We start from the raw sequence: 17952 nt of genomic DNA on the forward strand, positions 1-17952 counted from the left end.
CGTGCGCGAGCTCGTCATCACCTCAGGATTCTGGCCGCGCCTTCCGCCGGGCACGCAGCCGCCTTCAACTTGACCACAGGGGCATCGACAACGTCCGCGTACGTGCAGCCACGACTCTCCGCTGCAACCCGATCACGATTAGTCATACTTGCTGGCTGTGACGGGGTGGGAGAGGGAAGGGAGGTTTCCCCAAAAGCCCTTACCTACCCCCGGATGAACAACACGTCTCGCACCCCGACCCTCGCATCTCAGGTCTCGAAGCCCGAAGCTCAAGCGTCGGACCCGCAGCCGCCCCCGTGTCCCCCGGACGAGTGACAGGGCCGTACCCGGCGCTCGGGCCCCGAGACTCGGGGCCCGAGCGCCGAGGTCAGGCTGCGTCCAGGGTCGGCTGCAGCTTCAGGCCGCCATCGTTCTCGCAGCCCAGTTCCTTCGCCATGGACAGGGCGAAGGAGTGCGCCACGGTCGCGTACGCGTCCTTCAGCGCCTCGGGGTCGCCCTCGGGTTCCGTGGGCATGCCTCCGCGTTCCACGCCGATGTCGATGTGGGCCGGTTCGGTGCCGGTCAGCTTGCCGCTCAGGCAGCCGAAGCGGAGGCACGAGCCGTCCACAGCGGTCAGGGCCCGCTCTCCCGTCTTCAGTTCGGTGAACTTCGGGTCCGCGTCGCCCCCCGGGCCACTGCCGGACAGCTCCCAGGTGATCCTGGGCTCCTCGTCCGGTGTGTAGACCCGGCAGACGTCCCCCTTGCCGGTGGCGGCGGACGAGAACTCCCCGGTCAGCTCCTGCGCGGCATTCGCGACGGTGGACTTCTCGCCCGACCCCTCGAACCGCAACGACCCCATGATCGCCTTCAGCGACTCGGCCGCGCCGGCGGACACGGCGTCGCCACCGCAGAGGTCCGTCCCCGCGACCGTCGCGGCTTCCGCGTGGTCCGGCTCGCTCCCTCCGCAGCCCACCGCACCGGCCGGCGACGCCACCGTGACGACCGCACCGACAAGCACCCTTCCCACCGTGAGCTCCCCCTCTACTTCGGCGTGAGATCGGGGGTCTCGGGCAGCCCCGCGTTGTTCTCGCAGCCCAGCTCCTTCACCACGGAGAGGGCCCCGGTGTGAAGGATCTCCAGATTGGCGTCACGGGTCTCGGGCGTGTCCGGGGCATCGCTCTCCCCCACCGTGAAGCTCCCGTAGATGCGCAAGGGTTTCTTCTCCGATCCCTTGAGTCGCGGACTCACGCACTCGAGGTAGAGCGAGGCTCCGGTGGCCCTCGCCTCGGACCTCTTGCCCATCGTGTAGGACACCGTGCCGGGGTCGGTCCTCAGGTCCTTCACGTCCTGCGGGGCGTACATGGAGAACTTGACCGCCGCTCCGTCGCCGGCACCGCTCCCCTTAGGGCTGAGCTCGCACATGTCCGCCCCCGTGGCCCAGCTACGCCCGGACTCATATCCGTCCGTCAGTCCTTCCACGACGGTCTTCAGGCCCTCGTCGCTCCGGTAGAAGAACTCCGAATCCGCCGTGACCGCCTCGACCTTCTTCGCCACGGACGCGCCGAAGAGGCCGCCGCAGACCTTGTCCGCCCCCACGAAGGTCTCCTCGGCACTCTTGCCCTCCGCGTCCGAGCCGCAGGCCGCCAGGCCCGCTCCGGCGGCCATAACCAGGCCTACGACGGCTGCCAGGCGCCCTGCCCGTGCCAGTCCCACGATGTTCATCCCTCCACCGGTACCCATGTTCTCGTCAGTCCGTTTCCGGATCCTGGCCCTGCTGGTTCTCCCGTTCGTTACCGGTCGAATAGCCGTTCCTCATGGATTCCTTCATGTCCTGACGGAATTCCTTGTCCTCCTTCGTGTCCCCGGTATTGCGGTCGAGGAAGTCCTCCATCGGCGCTTCGGCCGTGGACTCGCCGGCCCGATAGATCTTGTTCCATTCCTCCCTGGTCAGCTCCTCGGCCTTCTCCTTGCTCGCGTCGACGAATTTGTCCGACATGTCACCGATGAACTGCCCCGCGAGCTGCTCCAGCCCACCGCTGGCCGTGTCGGTGGCCAGGGGAATGAGCACGGCCGCCGTCCCGACCGCCGCGGTGGCCGGCAAGAAGGCGACGCCCGCGGCGATGCCCGCCGCCGCACCGAACTCGACCCACCCGGAGCGCTTGGCGACAGCCTTCTCGTAGTCCTCGTGGCTCTTCATGTTGTCTGCCTGGACCTGATCGGCCCGGGACTGGTCGAGCATGCCCTGGACCTCCGCACCGACGTGCACGGCATTCCGGGCGCTGCCCTTGTCGATCACCCCGTGGGAGTCGACCTGGTTCTCCAGCACACTCCGCGTGTACACCTCTTCCGCGGCCGAGACCGTCGCGTAGGCGTCCGGGTGCTGGCCGAGGGCGCTGAGGAAGCCGCGGGCGACGCTCCTGCCCTCTGTATCGTCCTCGAAGTCGATGTGACCGTCCGAGTCCTTGGGGGCGAACACGCTGTCCGAGCCACCCTTGTCCAGTGCCCAGTTGATGTCGTCGATGTAGCCGGCGCCCATCGTGCCCAGGCTTTCTAGATCGCGGAGATCGGCGCCAGATCTCCCTTGATCTTCACGTCGTCCTTCGCGTGCTGGGCCTTGGTGTAATCCAGGTGATTCGAAATGTGCGCAAGAGAATCCAGAAGCGTCTTCAGGTGCGTGTTCCAGCGGTCATGCACCTTGAGTACCGCCGAACCGCTCGTGAAGTTGCCGTTGGTGAGCGCGCTCGCTGCTTCGAAGGTGGCAGCGCGGGCGTGGTCGCCCTGCCGGGACACCTTCGTCCGCAGCTCATAGGCGTCATTTCCGATACGACCGAGATCGTCCCGATTGACCACCAGGTCGCCGGAACTGCCTCCGCCACCCTCGGCCGGGACGCTGTTGATCCGCATGGCGTTTCGCTCGGCCGCCGCCGCACGAAGTTCAGCCCATTCCTGTTCGAAGGTCACGAATCTCCCCACGTTCATCTCTTCAGACCGGTTCGTCCGAGACAGGCGGCAACCGACCTGCTCACCGTATCGGTTTCAGTCTGACCGGCACCGATCGGACGAGGATATCGGGGCTCGACCGCGACCCGAGTCGCGCCGGTTCGGGCGAGTAGCATCTGACCCCTTGTCCGGGCGCGAATTCAGCGCGATCACGGGGGAACTCCTGCATGGCCGTCATTGTCTTCTTGTTCGTCATAGCCGCCGCGTTCCTCGTCGTGGCGTTGGTCGGCCCGTACCGGCTGTACTGGCGGTCCCGGCCTCACGCGGCGAGACAGCCGTCGGACGGGGCTCTGGCCATGGGGCGGATCACCGCGTTCGGGGTCGCCGGGGTGTTCGCCTTCGGCGGCTGCCAGGTCCAGAGCAGCATCGACAGGGGCTCCTGGAACACGGACGAGGTACGGGAGGCGGCCGAGGACGCGGCCGAGTCCATGGCCGGCGAAACGCAGATGCGCCGCGATCCGACGGATGGCTATGCCTCACTGATCAAGACGGAAGTCATGAGGGCGGGCGAGGGCCAGGGGCCCATGTACCGCGTCTCCGTGGAGCGCGCCGGAGCCGGGGATGACTATGAGATATCCGGAGGCGGCGCAAGCACCACCGTCTGCATGCACGTGACGGAGGAGAAGTCCACAGAGGGCGGCATCTTCGTCCCGGGAGCGGACGGCGGCAGCAACTCCATCCCTGAGTACGATCTGACCGCCACCGTGGACGACGGCGCCTGCTGAGCATTCAGCTGGGCCGGTGACGCCCGCGCCCGGTCAGCCCGTGACCGCACCCGCCAGGAAAGGCGGTCCAAGCGGCGGGAGCGACGGCGTGAGTAGGGCCAGCGGTGACCTTGGAGTCGCGAACGTGGACGGTGTCGGGGCAGGTGGCGACCTCGACGCAGGCCTCGCCCTCGTAGTTGCTGTGGCTGGTCTGGCACCAGTCGTAGGCGACTTCGATGCACGCGCCTCCCCACCGGCTCCACCTGACCGGCGTCCACTTCGCTGCCACGGGATGTCGCGGGCGGCCGGTGGACCTACTTCCTGATCCCGCCCGGTTCGAGCAAGAAATACGACTGGCCGCCGGGCGCCAGGTGCTTCGGGCCGTCAGCTCGCGCCCAGGACATCGGCGTCCCCGCACCGGACGGCAACGCGTACCCACTGAGATGGCGTTGCGAGGCGCCGGCGGAGGGCGAGTTCGTGGACGCGGAGCTGCTGTACGGACTGGTGATGGCCCAACTGGCTCCGAAGGACGGGTGAGACGGGGAAGTCCTTGTGTACTTCAGACAGTCGGGCCCGGAGGACCTCCATACGGCGCACCGGCCCCGGGACCACCGGGCGGGGAACCATACTGCGGGTACGGAGGCTGGGCTTGCTGCTGGTACGGGTACGGGGGCTGGTACGCCTGCGGAACGTAATCAGCGCCGGTGACACACCGTGCCGCAGGTTGCACGTGCGGTGCGTAACCACATCCGAAGCGTCACCGCTTGGGCGTCGCCACCGCCGCCTGCGGCCGGATCGGGAGGCGGTTGACCGGGCGGCCCGTCGCCGCGCGGACCGCCGACGCCACCGCTGCGGGGGACGTCACCACCGGGGCCGCCGAGGCGGGCTTGGCTCCGAAGGGGGCCACCACGTCGCGTTCCTCGATCAGTTTGACGATGCGGATGTCCGGGGCGTCCAGGGACGTCGGGAGCGCGTAACCGGTGAGGTCCGGATGCCGGATCAGGCCGCGTGCCGTACGGAGGTTCTCCGTGAGGGCCGCGCCGATGCCCTGGGTGACGCCCGCCTCGATACGGGTCGCCAGCTGGGACGGGTTGAGGATCCGCCCGACGTCCTGGGCGACGGCCATCTCGACCACCCGGACCGAGCCGAGTTCGATGTCCACGTCGACCACCGCGCGGACCGCGCAGAAGGCCAGGCCCACGAAGGCGTCTCCCTGACCGGACTCGTCCAGGGGCTCCGTCGGGTGGGGGCGGCACTGTGCGGTCGCCCAGAGCTCCTTGCCCTCCATCGCCTCCATGACCGTCGTCGACAGCACACCGTCGTACGAGGTGATCTTGCCGTCGGCGATCTGCAGGAGTTCCGTGGACATGCCGAACTTGTGGGCCAGGGGCTGGAGGAGCTGGGTCCGGACCATCTTCGCGGCCCGCTCGATCGCACCGCCCGAGACCCAGGTGTGGCGTCCGTGTGTCGCCGGGCCCGCGGGGGGCTGGTCGGTGTCCACCGCCGCGACGTGCACCTCTTCGACGCCCAGGGTCTCCTGGACGATCTGGCGGGCGAGCGTGGTGAAGCCCTGGCCGGTCTCGACGGCCGCGCAGATGACCGTGGCGACGCCGTCATGGACCCGGACCGTGGCCGTGGAGACCTCGTCGGTGCCCTCGGCACCCAGCATGTGCACCATGCCGAGCGCGTAGCCGACGCCCCTGCGCACGGCTCCGGGCTCACCGGCGCCCTCCGGGCCGCCGGGGAGCAGCCAGTCGTCCTCCGGTACGTCCTTCGGGAGCGCGGGGAGCGGGAAGTCGCGGAGCTCTCCCAGGAGTTCGGCGACGGGGGCCGGGCAGGTGACGGTCTGGCTGGTGGGAAGGATGTCCCCCGTGGACAGGGCGTTGCGCAGGCGGAGTTCGACCGGGTCCACACCGAGCTTCGCCGCCAGCTTGTCCATCTGGCCCTCGTAGGCGGCGCAGACCTGCATCGCGCCCTCGCCCCGCACATGCCCGGAGGGCGGATTGTTCGTACGGACGGCCCAGCCCTCGATGAAGGCGTGGGGGACGACGTACGGCCCGCAGGCGAAGGCCACGGCGGCGGCGAGCGATTCGGACGAGGAGTCGGCGTACGCGCCCGCGTCGAGGAGGATCTGCGCCTCGACCTTGACCAGCCTGCCCTCGGCGTCCGCGTGGTGGCGGTAGCGCAGCAGGGTCGGGTGGCGGTGGGCGTGCCCGAGGAAGGACTCCTCGCGGGTCGCGGCCAGCTTGACGGGGCAGCCGGTGCGCAGGGCGAGCAGGCCCAGCGGGATCTGGAAGCCGGGGTCCTCCCGGTCGCCGGTCGCTCCGGGGACGCCGGTCACGACGACCTTGACCCGCTCGGGGTCCAGGCCGAAGCAGGCGGCGGCCAGATCGCGGTCGGTGTGGGGGTCGGTGGACGCCGTGTAGAGCTCGACGCCTCCGTCGGGGCGGGGCACAGCGAGGCCGGCCTCCGCACCGATCGGGGCGGGGTCCTGGCGGCCGATGCGGTACAGGCCCTCGACGATGACCTCGCCCACGGCGTCCGGGTCGCCGTAGCGCAGCGGGATATGGCGGATGAGGTTGCCGTCGGGGTGCAGGGGCTCGGCGGCGAAGGCCTTCTCGGGGTCCGTGACCGGTTCGAGTACCTCGTACTCCACGGCGATCGCCGCGGCGGCCAGCCGGGCGGTGTCGGGATGGTCCGCGGCGACCGCGGCGATCGCCTCGCCGTGGTGGCGCACGAGTCCGGAGGCGAACACGGGCCGGTCGACGACCCGCCGGCCGTACGAGCCGTCACCGGGGATGTCCTCGTGCGTGACGACGGCGCGGACCCCGGCCATGCCGGCGGCGGCCGACGTGTCGATCGACAGGATGCGCGCGTGCGCGTGGGGGGAGCGCAGGACCGCGGCCCACAGCAGCCCCTCGGCCCACAGGTCGGCCGCGTACGGGAAGGTGCCCTCGGTCTTGGCCCTGGCGTCGGCGGGCGGCAGCGAGGTGCCCAGTCCGAGAGCGGGCCGTTCCTGGTCCTGGCCGGGGCCCTCGGGCGGCGGTGTCGTGCGGGTGGTGCTGGTCGCGGTGGCTGCGTCGCTGGTCACGCCGCCTCCTTGTCGTTCGCTCCGCTGCGGCGGCTGGTGGTGGGGATGACCGGTGGTGCGGGGGACGGCGCGGTGTTCACCGGACGTCTCCCTCGTCTGCCTGGGCGCTGCCCGCGCCGGGGGCGGCCTGGTGCGGGATGCGCGGTCCGGGCTCGTCCGGAGCGGTGACCACCGCCTCCGCGGTCGCCTCCCGGCCCGCGACGACTTCGCGGACGGCGTCGAGCACACCCCGGTAGCCGGAGCACCGGCAGAGGTTGCCGCACAGCGCCCGGCGGGTCTCCAGCTCGCTGGGGGCGTGGTTGCCCTCCAGGAGGTCGTGGACGGTCATCGCCATCCCGGGGATGCAGAATCCGCACTGGACGGCACCGCACTCGGCGAGGGCACGCTGGACGTCGGACGGTTCGCCGTCCACCGCGAGGCCCTCGACGGTGCGGACCTCACTGCCCGCCGTCGTGGCGGCGGGCACCAGGCAGGAGGCCACGAGACGGCCGTCCACCTGGACGTTGCAGGCACCGCACTCACCCTGCGAGCAGCCGTCCTTCGCGCCTGCGAGACCGAGGCGCTCGCGCAGCACGTAGAGCAGCGACTCACCGATCCAGGCGTCACTGACGGGGCGGTCCGCGCCGTTCACGTGCAGGACGTACGAGGCCGAGGGGTGCTCGCTGGGACCACCCGGGGCGGCGGGGGCTACGGGCTCCTCAGTAAGCACGAGACCGTGCTCCGGACCGTGCTCGGGGCTGTGCTCGGGGCTGTGATCCGGGCCGTGCTCGGGGCTGTGATCCGGGCCGTGCTCGGCGCCGTGCTCCGGACCGTGCTCGGGGCCGCCGCGTTCGGGTTCGGACCCGCCCGCCGGCGCCTCGGGGGCGAACGCCTCGTCCGCTGCCGGGGCTTCGGCGGCAGGCGGCTCGGTGCCGGTCACGGGAGCTTCGCCTGCCGGGGCCTCCGCGGGCTCCTCCGGCTCGCTCAGGGCCTCCGTGACGGCCTCGGGGGCCGACGCAGCCTCCCCCTCGCCCTGCGTGGGCTCGAAGGCCTCCACGGGCTCAGGGAACCCGGACGGCTCCGGGAACGCCGGGAGCTCCTCGGGCTCCGGGGGGGCCTCCTCCGCACCGGCCCGGGGCCCGTCCGCCGGCTCCTGCGTCGCCCACGGCGCGGGCGCTCCCCCCGGCAGTGTGGCCGGGGGTGCGTCCGCGTACCACTGGGACGCCATCGACGAGGCGGCGAACTCTCCCGACTCGTCCGGAAGGTCGCCGTTCGCCACGGGGATCGTCCACTGGCCGGTGTGGCCGGCGGGCTCGGGAGCCGGTTCGGGTTCGGGCTCGGCGGGGACCGCGTCGGCGAAGTGCCACTGCGCCGTCGTGGACGACGTCTGCGCGTACTGCGAGGAGTCCGGGTACGGCTGCTGGTACGGGTCGTGCTGCCGGGCCGGGTCCTGCTGCTGGTTCGGGTCGGGCCAGTGCACCGCCTCGGGCGTGGCCTCCGCGCTCCCCGCCGGGCCGGCGGACGGCTCCTCCCCGCCCTGCGTCTGCACGACCCAGCTGCCCGTCACCGCGGGGTCGAGACCCGCGGCCGGGGTCAGCGGGAGGATCATCGGCGGCACGTAGCTGTGGCCGGGCGCGGCCAGCGGGTCGCTGCCGAGGTCGGCGAGGTCCTCCGGGGGCAGGTGGACGAAGGCGGTCGCCTCGGCGTCGTACTCACCGCCCTGCGGAGTCGGCTGCCAGCCGGCGTACGGGTCGGGCTGCCCGTGCCGCTGCTCGGGGTTCTCTTCATTGCTCACGACAGTGCCCTCCCCAGTGCGCGTCGGGCGAGCGCGGCGACCGTGCGCCGCAGGTGCAGGACCGCGGGTGACAGCGGCGGGGCCTCTCCCCCGCCGTCCGGTGGAGCCTGGTCGGGAATGCAGGCCGCAGCGACGTACTCGCCGAAGGCGGCCAGCGCGTCGGGGGCCAGGCCGCGTTCGCCGTCCCAGTCGATCAGGGAGGCGATCCAGCGTTCCGCCTCCAGGGGCCGCAGGGGCATCGGGGCGATCGCTCCGACCGCGCAGCGCACCCCGCGCCGCGCCGGGTCCAGGACGATCGCGACGGAGGCGGTGGCGCGGCCGGGGCCCGTACGGCCGGTCGCCTTGAGGAAGACCTGCGGGGCGTGGAGCAGCGGTACGCGGACGAAGCCGATCAGCTCGGCGGGCTCGAGCAGCTCGCGGCCCGCCAGCAGGTGCGACACGGGGATCTCACGGCGGGATCCCCCGGTGCCCGCGATGATCAGCTCAGCCTCCAGCGCGGCCAGGACCGGCAGGGCGTCGCCGGTCGGCGCCGCGGTGGCGATGTTGCCGCCGAGCGTCCCGGCGTTGCGGATCTGGGGCGGGCCCGCGGCACGGGCGGAAGCCGCCAGGGCGGGGATGAGCGCGGCGAAGTCGGGCCGTCCCATGCGCGCGTGCGTGAGACCGGCTCCGAGCAGGGCGTGGCCGTCCTGGTAGTGCCAGCCGCGCAGCTCACTGATCCGGCCGAGGCCGACCAGTCCCGAGGGCCGCAGAAGACCCCTGTTGACGGCCGCCATGAGGTCCGTGCCGCCGGCCACGGGGACGGCGGCGGGCATGGCGCCGAGAGCCGCCACGGCCTCGTCGAGCGAGGCCGGCAGCGTCACCGACTGCATCGCCTGCGGTGCGTGCGTGGTCAACCCAGCTGCCCCTTCCCGGTGTCCCGGCAGTCCCGCCTGTCCGCCGTACGGTACGTGCTCACGGCCGGGACGTGGCAACTCTGGCACATCTTCCGGGCTGTCCGACGCGAGGGTCCACGAAGGGTGTTTCCGTCCCGGACCAGGGGAAAAGTCACGTTTGGCAGTCCTTCTGCCCGACACACGAATTGCCACTCTTCAGCGGTTTCGTGCGACTTATCTTCTTCCCCTGGCCCGCGCGTGCGGTGGCGGTCACACGGTCGGGGGCGGTCCCTCGATCGGGCGACCCAGGACACCGGGCCGGCGTTGCCACGGGTGGGGGCCCGAGGGCGGCCGGTAGGCGACACCCAGGGCGTCGAGCCTGGCGTAGTGGGCGTTCATCCGGCGTTCCAGACCGGCGAAGTCCCGCTCACCGGGGGCCGGGAGCCGGGACCAGGCGACCTCGGCGAAGGCGGCGAGCCTCGGGAAGACCTGGTAGTCGACCCGGTCGCGGTTCTGCATGACCTCGGTCCAGACGTTGGCCTGGGTCCCCATGATGTGTCCGGCCGCGTCCTCGGAGAGGCCGGGGGGCACGGGTTCGAAGCGGTAGACGTCCTCCAGGGTGCGGACGTATCCGATGGGCATCGGCTCGTCGGGGCCGGCGTCCTGACGGTAGTCCAGGTACACCTGCTGCACGGGGCACATCACGACGTCGTGCCCGGCCTCGGCGGCGGCGATCCCGCCCGCGTAACCCCGCCACGACGTCACCGCCGCACCCTCGGGGAGGCCGCCCTCCAGGATCTCGTCCCAGCCGATCAGGCGGCGGCCCCGGGCGGTCAGCCAGCGGTCGAAGTGGCGGATGAACCAGGACTGGAGCTCGTCCTCGTCGGCCAGGCCGGCCTCGGCCATGCGGGCCTGCGCGGCCGGTGACGCCTTCCACTGGTCCTTGGGGCATTCGTCACCGCCGATGTGGATGAACGGCGAGGTGTCGGCCGGGAAGAGGTCGAGCAGCTCTTCGAGGACCCCCTCGAAGAAGCGCAGGGTGTGGTCGGTGGGGGCGAGTACGTTCGGGTTGACGCCCCAGGTGTCCCACACGGAGAGCGCGGAGGTGTCGATGACATCGGTGTTGCCCAGTTCCGGATACGCGCTGATCGCCGCCTGCGAGTGCCCCGGGATGTCGATCTCCGGCACGACCCGGATGTGCCGCTCGGCGGCGTAGGCGACGATCTCGCGGATGTCGTCCTGCGTGTAGTAGCCGCCGTGCGGCGTCTCGTCCCACAACTCGGAGTCCCGGTGGCCGTACTTGGTGCGCGCGCGCCAGGCGGCTGTCCCGGTGAGCCGGGGGTGCCGCTTGATCTCGACGCGCCAGCCCTGGTCGTCGGTGAGGTGGAAGTGGAAGACGTTCAGTTTGTGGGCGGCCATCAGGTCGAGCATGCGCAGCACGCCGTCCTTCGGCATGAAGTGCCGGGCCACGTCCAGCATCAGCCCGCGCCAGCCGAAGCGCGGGCCGTCCTCGATCTCCGTGCAGGGCACGCGCCTTTCGGCGCCCGGGTTCACCGGTGCACGGCGGAACGCCTCGGGGCCGAGGAGCTGCCGGAGGGTCTGCGCGCCCCAGAAGACGCCGGTGGCGCTGCCGCCGGTGATGCGTACGCCGCGGACGGGATCCACGTCCAGCCGGTAGCTCTCGGGCTCCCGCGAGGGGTCGACGCGCAGCTCGACGGTGTTCGCTCCGCTCGCGGGAGCCGGGACGAGCGGCAGGCCGAAGGCCGCCCCGAGTGTGGTGCGCAGCCAGCGTTCGGTGCTCTCGGTGCCGGGACCCGCGTCGAGGGTGGTCGCGGTGTCGAGGACGAAGACGCGGCGGCCGTCGCCCCCGGCGCGTACCGGCGCCGGAATCAGGTGGTGCATGTCAGTCCTTCACCGCTCCGCCGAGTCCGGAGACCAGGCGTCGCTGTACGAGGACGAAGAAGACCAGCACGGGAATGGTCATCACCGTCGAGGCCGCCATGATCCCTCCCCAGTCGTTCTCGTCGGGTTTGAAGAAGACCAGCAGCGCCATGGGGAGCGTCGACTGGGAGGTGTCGCTGATGATGAACGATTTCGCGAAGAGGAAGTCGTTCCAGGTCGAGATGAAGGAGAAGACGCTGGTCGCCACGAGACCGGGGAAGACCAGCGGGAAGAGGATCTGCCACAGGAAACGGGTGCGGCTCGCGCCGTCGATGTAGGCGGCCTCCTCCAGTGCCTCCGGTACCGCCTTGACGAAGCCGCGCAGCATCCAGATCGCGAAGGGCAGCGAGAAGGCGAGGTGCGGCAGGATCAGCGATCCCAGCGTGTTCAGCTGGCCGAAGTCCCGCATCAGGAAGAACAGCGGGATGGTCAGCGCCTCCACCGGCACCATCTGCGCCACGAGGAACATGATGAGCAGGGTGGTGCGGAACTTGAAGCGGAACCGGGTCACGGCCGTGGCGGCGAGGAAGGCGATCAGCGCGGAGGCGATGACGACGGTGCCGGCGACCAGCAGGCTGTTGAGGAAGTAGCGGCCGAACTCCTGCTGTTCGAAGACCCGTCGGAACGAGTCGAGGGACGGGGCCAGGGTCCAGGGGCGGGCCTCGGTGGACTGGATCTCGCCCGCCGGCTTGAACGCGGAGAGCACCATCCAGTAGAGCGGGAACGCGACCGCCGCGGCGATGACGAGGGCGGCCGCCTCCGCCGCCAGCCTTCCGGGCCTGCGGACGCGCAGGAGCGTGCGTGTGCTCACAGTTCCTCCCCCTGGCGCCGTACCAGGCGCAGATAGACCAGCGTCACGGCCAGCAGGATCACCAGCATCACGACGCCGATCGCCGATCCGAGGCTGTACTGCGAGGACGCGAACGCCTTCTGGTACGCGTACACGTTGAGCACCAGGTTCTGGCCGGCGATGCCGCCGCCGTTGGTCATGACGTAGATCTGGGTGAAGACCTTGAAGTCCCAGATGACCGACTGGATGGTGACGACGATCAGGATCGGCCGCAGCATCGGTGCCATGACCGAGCGCCAGATACGCCACTGCGAGGCACCGTCCAGCGAGGCCGCCTCCAGCACCTCCGTGGGGATGGCGCGGATGCCCGCGTACACGGTCACCATCACGAACGGGAACGAGCACCAGAGCACTTCGAGGAGCACCAGGGCGAAGGCGCTGTAGCGCCCGTACGTCCAGGAGAAGTCGCCGAGCCCCAGCACCCTGTTGACCGGTCCGAAGTCCGGGTCGAAGAGGAAGACCCAGACGGTGGAACCGGTGATCGCCGGTGTGGCCCACGCCCCCAGCGCCGCCATCATGAGCGCGAGCCGGGGCAGGGCGCGGATCCGGGTCAGCAGGACGGCCAGGGCGCAGCCGACGAACAGGGTGGCGAGCACGCAGGCCGTGGCGAACACCACGGTCGCGAGGAGCACCTGCCAGAACTGGCTGTCGCCGAAGAGCGTGGCGTAGTTGCCGAAGCCCTGGAAGGTCGTCGGTTCGCCACCGCTGACCTGGGCCTGTGTGTACTCCAGGAAGGAGATCAGGCCCAGCTGGTAGATCGGGTAGACGAGGAGCCCGCCGAGCAGGACGAGCGCGGGGAGCAGATAGAGCCACGGGGTCCACCCGGAGCGCCGCGCGGGTGAGGCCGGGCGGCGCCGGGGCGTGCGGGCCGGCGCCCCGCTCGCCCCGGGCGCGGCGGGGGCCTTGTGCAGTGTGGTGTCCGCGGTCATCGTCAGCCCGCTTCGGCGAACGCCGCGTCCATCTTCTTCGCCGCGTCGTCCGAGGCGGCGGCCACGTCCTTACGGCCGCTGACGATCTCCTGGAACATGGTCGGCAGGACCAGGGAGGCGTCGATCTGGCCCCAGGCCGGGGAGACCGGGACGAACTTCGCGCCCGCGCCGAGCGTGTCGACGAAGGGGGCGACGAAGGGCTCCTTCTCGGCCGCGGTGTCCAGTACGTCCGTGTAGGTCGGCAGGAAGCCCATCGCGTCGAACATCTTCGCCTGGGTCTTCTTGCCGGTCAGCGACTTCATGAGGTCCACGGCGAGCGTGCGGTGCGAACTGCTCTTCAGGACCCCGATGTTGTTGCCGCCGGCGAAGGCCGGGGCGATCGAGCCCTTCTCCACGCCGGGCAGCGGCACGACGGCGTACTTGCCCTTCACGGCGCCGGCCTCGACCGCGGCGTGGCTGAAGTCGCCGCCGATGGCCATGGCCGCCTTGCCGGACGCGAAGGCGGTGACGGTCGCGTTGCCGCCCATGGCCGCGCACTTGGCCGCCGGGCAGTTGTCGTCACCGAAGAGCGAGGTGTAGGCCTCGATGCCCTTGCGGGCCTTCTCGCCGTTGATGGCGGCCTCGTAGGTCACCCCGGTCTCGGCCGCCAGTTCGCCGCCGTGTGCCCAGATGAAGGGCATCGCGCCGTAGGTGTACGCGCCGCCGACCGCGAGACCGTACAGGTCCGGCTTCTCCTTGTGGATCTTCTTCGCGGTGGAGATCAGCTCGTCCTGGGACTTCGGGGGCTCGACGCCGAGCTCCTCGAAGACGTCGGTGCGGTAGTAGAGCGCGCGTACGCCGACGAAGAGCGGCGCCCCGTACACCTTGCCGCCCACCGTCACGGACTGCTTGGCGGTGGGGTCGGTGTCCTTGGCCTCGTCCCAGGCCGCGAACTCCTTGCTGACGTCGGCCAGCCCGCCGTCCTTCACGTATCCGGCGGTGTCGGTGTTCCCGTACTCGATGACGTCCGGGGCGCTCTCCGGGTCGTTGAAGGCGGCCTTGATGCGCTGGGCCCTGGTGTCGACGGGTATGTACTCGACCTCGACCTCGGCCCCCTCGTGGGACTTCTCGAAGTCGGCGACCGCGGCGTCGACGACCTTCTCCTTGGGCTTGTTGCCGACCTCCTGGAAGAGCCAGACGCGGAGCGTCCCGGTCTTCTCGTCCCCCTCGGCGCTGGTGTCGGAGGTCTGCGGCGCGCAGGCGGTGGCGGTGAGGCCCGCCAGCACAAGAGCCGCGGCCGGGGCGGCAATTCGGGCAGAAAGCTTCATCCGGAACCCCTACCGGTCAACCGTTGCATCATATGCAACGCGTGTTTCGTCCTGCACAACTGGCAGGAGACTAAGGGCGCCTCAGCACGCCGACAAGTGGTCTCAACCACTCTGTGACCACGCGAAGCACCCCGTGCAACGCGCTTCCGGGCGCCGCGGGGGTCGGCCGGCGTGCGGGACCCGGACATGCGGACGGCCCCCGGGGTGCGCGGTGACGCGCACCCCGGGGGCCGTGGTCGGGGCAGGGACGGACGAGGGGACGAACGGACGAAAGACCGGGTGGGCTACTTCTTGCCGCTGTTGTCCTTGCCGCCCTTGCCCTTGTCCTTGTCGCCGCCGGCGCCCATGGACTCGTAGATCTCCTTGCACATGGGACAGACCGGATACTTCTTGGGGTCGCGCCCAGGGACCCAGACCTTGCCGCAGAGTGCCACCACGGGAGTGCCCTCAAGGGCGCTCGCCATGATCTTGTCCTTCTGGACGTAATGGGCGTAGCGCTCGTGGTCACCGTCGCCGTTCGACACCTGCGGCGTCGGCTCCACGAGGGTCCCCGTACCTGCCCCGCGCTCGGGCTCAAGAGTGCTCATAACTGCCAAGCGTACTGAAAGCTCCGCGCATCAGTTCAGCGAAGGGTCGTCCGGATACGTCGCGATCATCGCCAGTTCGCTGCGCTGGCGCCGCAGGACCGCCCGCCAGAGATTCTCCGGGCGTGGTGACGAGACGTCGCCGGGCTCGGACTCGACCACGTACCACGCGCCGTCCTTCAGTTCCGTCTCCAGCTGACCGGGGCCCCAGCCGGCGTATCCGGCGAAGATCCGCAGCGAACCGAGCTCCGCCGCCAGCAGCTCCGGCGGCGCGTCCAGGTCCACCAGGCAGATCGCCCCGTGCACCCGCCGCCAGCCGAGGGGCGCTCCCTCCTCCGCGGAGGGCCCTCCTCCGCGCGGGTGGAGCCGGGAGCCCACCGCGGCGCCTTCGTCCCCGGGGATCAGCGCCACACCCAGCGCGGAGTCGAGCGAGACCGGCCCGCCCTGGAAGACGACGTCCGGCTCGCCGGCCAGTCCGGCCCAGGACGCCAGGATGTCGCCGACGCCGACCGGGGTCGGCCGGTTCAGGACCACGCCGAGCGAGCCTTCCTCGTCGTGGTCGAGGAGCAGCACCACCGCACGGTCGAAATTCGGGTCCGCAAGGGCGGGCGCGGCCACGAGCAGCCGTCCTGTGAGCGAGGACACCTCCGTCATGGCACAGATGATCCCGCATCTTCGCCCTCCGCGGGGACCAAGTGGCCCGTCCCGTCCCGTCCGGCGCCCGTCCGCAGCTCAGGGCGCACGGACGCCGCACGGACGCAACGGAAGCGCACGGGCGTGGGGCTCGTGGACGGGCCACCCGGACGGTGACCCTCCGCAAGGGGCGGGGAGCGGAACGTGTTGTGGCGGTTTCATGACGCCCGTAGACCCCCGTCGCCTTACTGAAGGAGGGCCGGAGCCCATTACCCTTTTCATGGCCCCCTGCCCGACCACTCCGGAACGCGAGATACATGACCGGCACAGACGATGTCCTGCTTGTCCACGGCGGCACCCCGCTGGAGGGCGAGATCCGCGTCCGAGGCGCCAAGAACCTGGTGCCGAAGGCAATGGTCGCCGCACTGCTCGGCAGTGGGCCCAGCCGGCTCCGCAACGTTCCCGACATCCGCGACGTGCGGGTGGTCCGGGGGCTGCTGCAGCTGCACGGCGTGACCGTCCGTCCCGGCGACGAGCCGGGCGAACTCATCCTCGACCCGTCCCACGTCGAGAGCGCGAACGTCGCCGACATCGACGCCCACGCGGGCTCGTCGCGCATCCCGATCCTCTTCTGCGGTCCGCTGCTGCACCGTCTCGGCCACGCCTTCATCCCCGGCCTCGGCGGCTGCGACATCGGCGGGCGCCCGATCGACTTCCACTTCGAGGTGCTCCGCCAGTTCGGCGCGACCATCGAGAAGCGGGCGGACGGCCAGTACCTGGAGGCCCCCCAGCGACTGCGGGGCACGAAGATCCGGCTGCCGTACCCGTCGGTGGGCTCCACCGAGCAGGTGCTGCTGACCGCCGTGCTCGCCGAGGGCGTCACCGAGCTGTCCAACGCGGCCGTCGAGCCGGAGATCGAGGACCTCATCTGCGTGCTGCAGAAGATGGGCGCGATCATCTCCATGGACACCGACCGGACCATCCGGATCACGGGTGTCGACAAGCTCGACGGCTACACCCACCGGGCGATCCCGGACCGCCTGGAGGCCGCCTCCTGGGCGTCCGCGGCACTGGCGACCGAGGGCAACATCTATGTGCGCGGCGCCCAGCAGCGCTCGATGATGACCTTCCTCAACACCTTCCGCCGCGTCGGTGGCGCCTTCGAGATCGACGACGAGGGCATCCGCTTCTGGCACCCGGGCGGCGCGCTGAACGCCATCGCCCTGGAGACGGACGTGCACCCCGGCTTCCAGACCGACTGGCAGCAGCCGCTCGTGGTGGCCCTGACCCAGGCCGCCGGACTGTCGATCGTCCACGAGACGGTCTACGAGTCCCGGCTCGGCTTCACCTCGGCGCTCAACCAGATGGGTGCGCACATCCAGCTCTACCGCGAGTGCCTCGGGGGCTCCGACTGCCGGTTCGGCCAGCGGAACTTCCTGCACTCGGCGGTCGTGTCCGGGCCCACGAAGCTCCAGGGCGCGGATCTGGTCATCCCCGACCTGCGCGGCGGGTTCTCGTACCTGATCGCCGCCCTGGCGGCCCAGGGGACGTCCCGGGTGCACGGGATCGACCTGATCAACCGCGGCTACGAGAACTTCATGGACAAGCTCGAGAAGCTCGGCGCGAAGGTCGAGCTGCCAGGCGGTTCACTCGTCTGACGTCCCGCCCGCACGCACGCACGGTGCTGCCGCACACAGCATCGCGCACCCGCGCACAGAAGTCCGCCGCCCCGGCCCTCCTCACGAGGGACCGGGGCGGCGGACTTCTCCGTGTCCGGCACCGGCTTCCGGGCGAGTGCCGCAGAACGCCCGTACAGGGCCGAACGAGGCGGGCTCCCACGTCCGGGTGCCCAAGGGGTGACGGAACGCCGCAGACGGCCTCACAGCGCCCGTACGAAGGGTGCGAGGGGGCGAGCACCCGCCCAGACGCGCTCCCGGTACGCCGAAGGGCGGCCGCCCCCGGTGGGGACGGCCGCCCTTCCTGACGCCTCGGGGGCCTTACTTGCCCTTGGCGGCTTCCTTGAGCTTCGAGCCCGCGGAGACCTTCACGCTGTAGCCGGCCGGGATGTTGATCGGGTCGCCGGTCTGCGGGTTACGAGCGGTGCGAGCGGCACGGTGGGTGCGCTCGAAGGTCAGGAAGCCGGGGATGGTGACCTTCTCGTCGCCCTTGGCGACGATCTCGCCGACGGTCTCGGCGAGGGCGGCCAGAACGGCGTCGGCGTCCTTGCGGGTCACCTCGGCACGGTCGGCCAGGGCGGCCACCAGCTCACTGCGGTTCATGTTTGTACT

16 protein-coding genes and 1 pseudogene are annotated in these 17952 nt (G+C 70.7%); 2 read left to right on the forward strand and 15 right to left on the reverse strand.

The genetic code is table 11. The features are described from left to right. Positions 1-367: 367 nt before the first annotated feature. From ACHFIV_RS27975 to ACHFIV_RS27990, 4 genes and pseudogenes are all read right to left on the reverse strand, one after another. A complete protein-coding gene (locus tag ACHFIV_RS27975) occupies positions 368-1006 on the reverse strand; it encodes a hypothetical protein (RefSeq protein ID WP_398974655.1) in 639 nt (212 codons plus the stop codon). Positions 1007-1020: 14 nt separating this feature from the next. Beyond that, positions 1021-1701 (reverse strand): hypothetical protein, encoded by a 681-nt coding sequence (locus ACHFIV_RS27980; RefSeq protein ID WP_398974656.1) that lies wholly within the window; start codon positions 1699-1701, stop codon positions 1021-1023. Between the two features lie 25 nt (positions 1702-1726). Continuing rightward, a pseudogene (locus tag ACHFIV_RS27985) lies at positions 1727-2530 on the reverse strand (hypothetical protein); the annotation flags it as partial. Next, positions 2530-2940, reverse strand: a complete 411-nt coding sequence (locus ACHFIV_RS27990) for a hypothetical protein (protein ID WP_398974658.1) — start codon at positions 2938-2940, stop codon at positions 2530-2532. The pseudogene ACHFIV_RS27985 and the gene ACHFIV_RS27990, both read right to left, overlap by 1 nt. A gap of 206 nt (positions 2941-3146) precedes the next feature. Here ACHFIV_RS27990 and ACHFIV_RS27995 point away from each other — a divergent pair, with 206 nt between their 5' ends. Further along, on the forward strand, positions 3147-3704 hold the full coding sequence (locus ACHFIV_RS27995; protein WP_398974660.1) for a hypothetical protein: 558 nt from the start codon (positions 3147-3149) through the stop codon (positions 3702-3704). A 4-nt stretch (positions 3705-3708) separates the two neighbouring features. Here ACHFIV_RS27995 and ACHFIV_RS28000 read toward each other — a convergent pair whose 3' ends face one another. The 10 genes from ACHFIV_RS28000 to ACHFIV_RS28045 all read right to left on the reverse strand — a co-directional run bounded on the left by ACHFIV_RS28000 (position 3709) and on the right by ACHFIV_RS28045 (position 15685). Further along, the gene (locus ACHFIV_RS28000; RefSeq protein WP_398974662.1) at positions 3709-3972 is read right to left on the reverse strand and encodes a DUF397 domain-containing protein; all 264 of its coding nucleotides are present in this window, start codon (positions 3970-3972) and stop codon (positions 3709-3711) included. 468 nt (positions 3973-4440) lie between these two features. Next, positions 4441-6774: a xanthine dehydrogenase family protein molybdopterin-binding subunit gene (locus ACHFIV_RS28005; RefSeq protein WP_398974665.1), complete on the reverse strand. Its 2334-nt coding sequence runs from the start codon at positions 6772-6774 to the stop codon at positions 4441-4443. 76 nt (positions 6775-6850) lie between these two features. Beyond that, entirely contained in the window at positions 6851-8548 is a 1698-nt protein-coding gene (locus ACHFIV_RS28010) for a 2Fe-2S iron-sulfur cluster-binding protein (RefSeq protein ID WP_398974667.1), read from the reverse strand. Next, complete coding sequence (locus ACHFIV_RS28015; RefSeq protein ID WP_398974669.1) at positions 8545-9441, reverse strand: FAD binding domain-containing protein; 897 nt, start codon at positions 9439-9441, stop codon at positions 8545-8547. The genes ACHFIV_RS28010 and ACHFIV_RS28015 overlap by 4 nt, the downstream gene beginning before the upstream one ends. Positions 9442-9690: 249 nt before the next feature. Then, positions 9691-11322 (reverse strand): beta-N-acetylhexosaminidase, encoded by a 1632-nt coding sequence (locus ACHFIV_RS28020; protein ID WP_398974672.1) that lies wholly within the window; start codon positions 11320-11322, stop codon positions 9691-9693. A 1-nt stretch (position 11323) separates the two neighbouring features. Then, the gene (locus ACHFIV_RS28025; RefSeq protein WP_398974674.1) at positions 11324-12172 is read right to left on the reverse strand and encodes a carbohydrate ABC transporter permease; all 849 of its coding nucleotides are present in this window, start codon (positions 12170-12172) and stop codon (positions 11324-11326) included. Then, complete coding sequence (locus ACHFIV_RS28030; protein ID WP_398974677.1) at positions 12169-13140, reverse strand: carbohydrate ABC transporter permease; 972 nt, start codon at positions 13138-13140, stop codon at positions 12169-12171. Before ACHFIV_RS28030 ends, ACHFIV_RS28025 begins: the two co-directional genes overlap by 4 nt. A gap of 2 nt (positions 13141-13142) precedes the next feature. Continuing rightward, positions 13143-14447, reverse strand: a complete 1305-nt coding sequence (locus ACHFIV_RS28035; RefSeq protein ID WP_398974678.1) for an extracellular solute-binding protein — start codon at positions 14445-14447, stop codon at positions 13143-13145. A gap of 284 nt (positions 14448-14731) precedes the next feature. After that, positions 14732-15034, reverse strand: a complete 303-nt coding sequence (locus ACHFIV_RS28040; protein ID WP_042837321.1) for a DUF3039 domain-containing protein — start codon at positions 15032-15034, stop codon at positions 14732-14734. 30 nt (positions 15035-15064) lie between these two features. Further along, complete coding sequence (locus ACHFIV_RS28045) at positions 15065-15685, reverse strand: YqgE/AlgH family protein (RefSeq protein ID WP_398974682.1); 621 nt, start codon at positions 15683-15685, stop codon at positions 15065-15067. Positions 15686-15981: 296 nt separating this feature from the next. Between ACHFIV_RS28045 and murA the strand changes: the two genes are divergently transcribed. Further along, positions 15982-17322, forward strand: a complete 1341-nt coding sequence (gene murA / locus ACHFIV_RS28050; RefSeq protein ID WP_015608864.1) for a UDP-N-acetylglucosamine 1-carboxyvinyltransferase — start codon at positions 15982-15984, stop codon at positions 17320-17322. A gap of 339 nt (positions 17323-17661) precedes the next feature. Here murA and ACHFIV_RS28055 read toward each other — a convergent pair whose 3' ends face one another. After that, the gene (locus ACHFIV_RS28055; RefSeq protein ID WP_003968811.1) at positions 17662-17943 is read right to left on the reverse strand and encodes an HU family DNA-binding protein; all 282 of its coding nucleotides are present in this window, start codon (positions 17941-17943) and stop codon (positions 17662-17664) included. Positions 17944-17952: the final 9 nt, after the last annotated feature.

Source organism: Streptomyces sp. ALB3 (assembly GCF_044385685.1).
Lineage (GTDB): Bacteria > Actinomycetota > Actinomycetes > Streptomycetales > Streptomycetaceae > Streptomyces.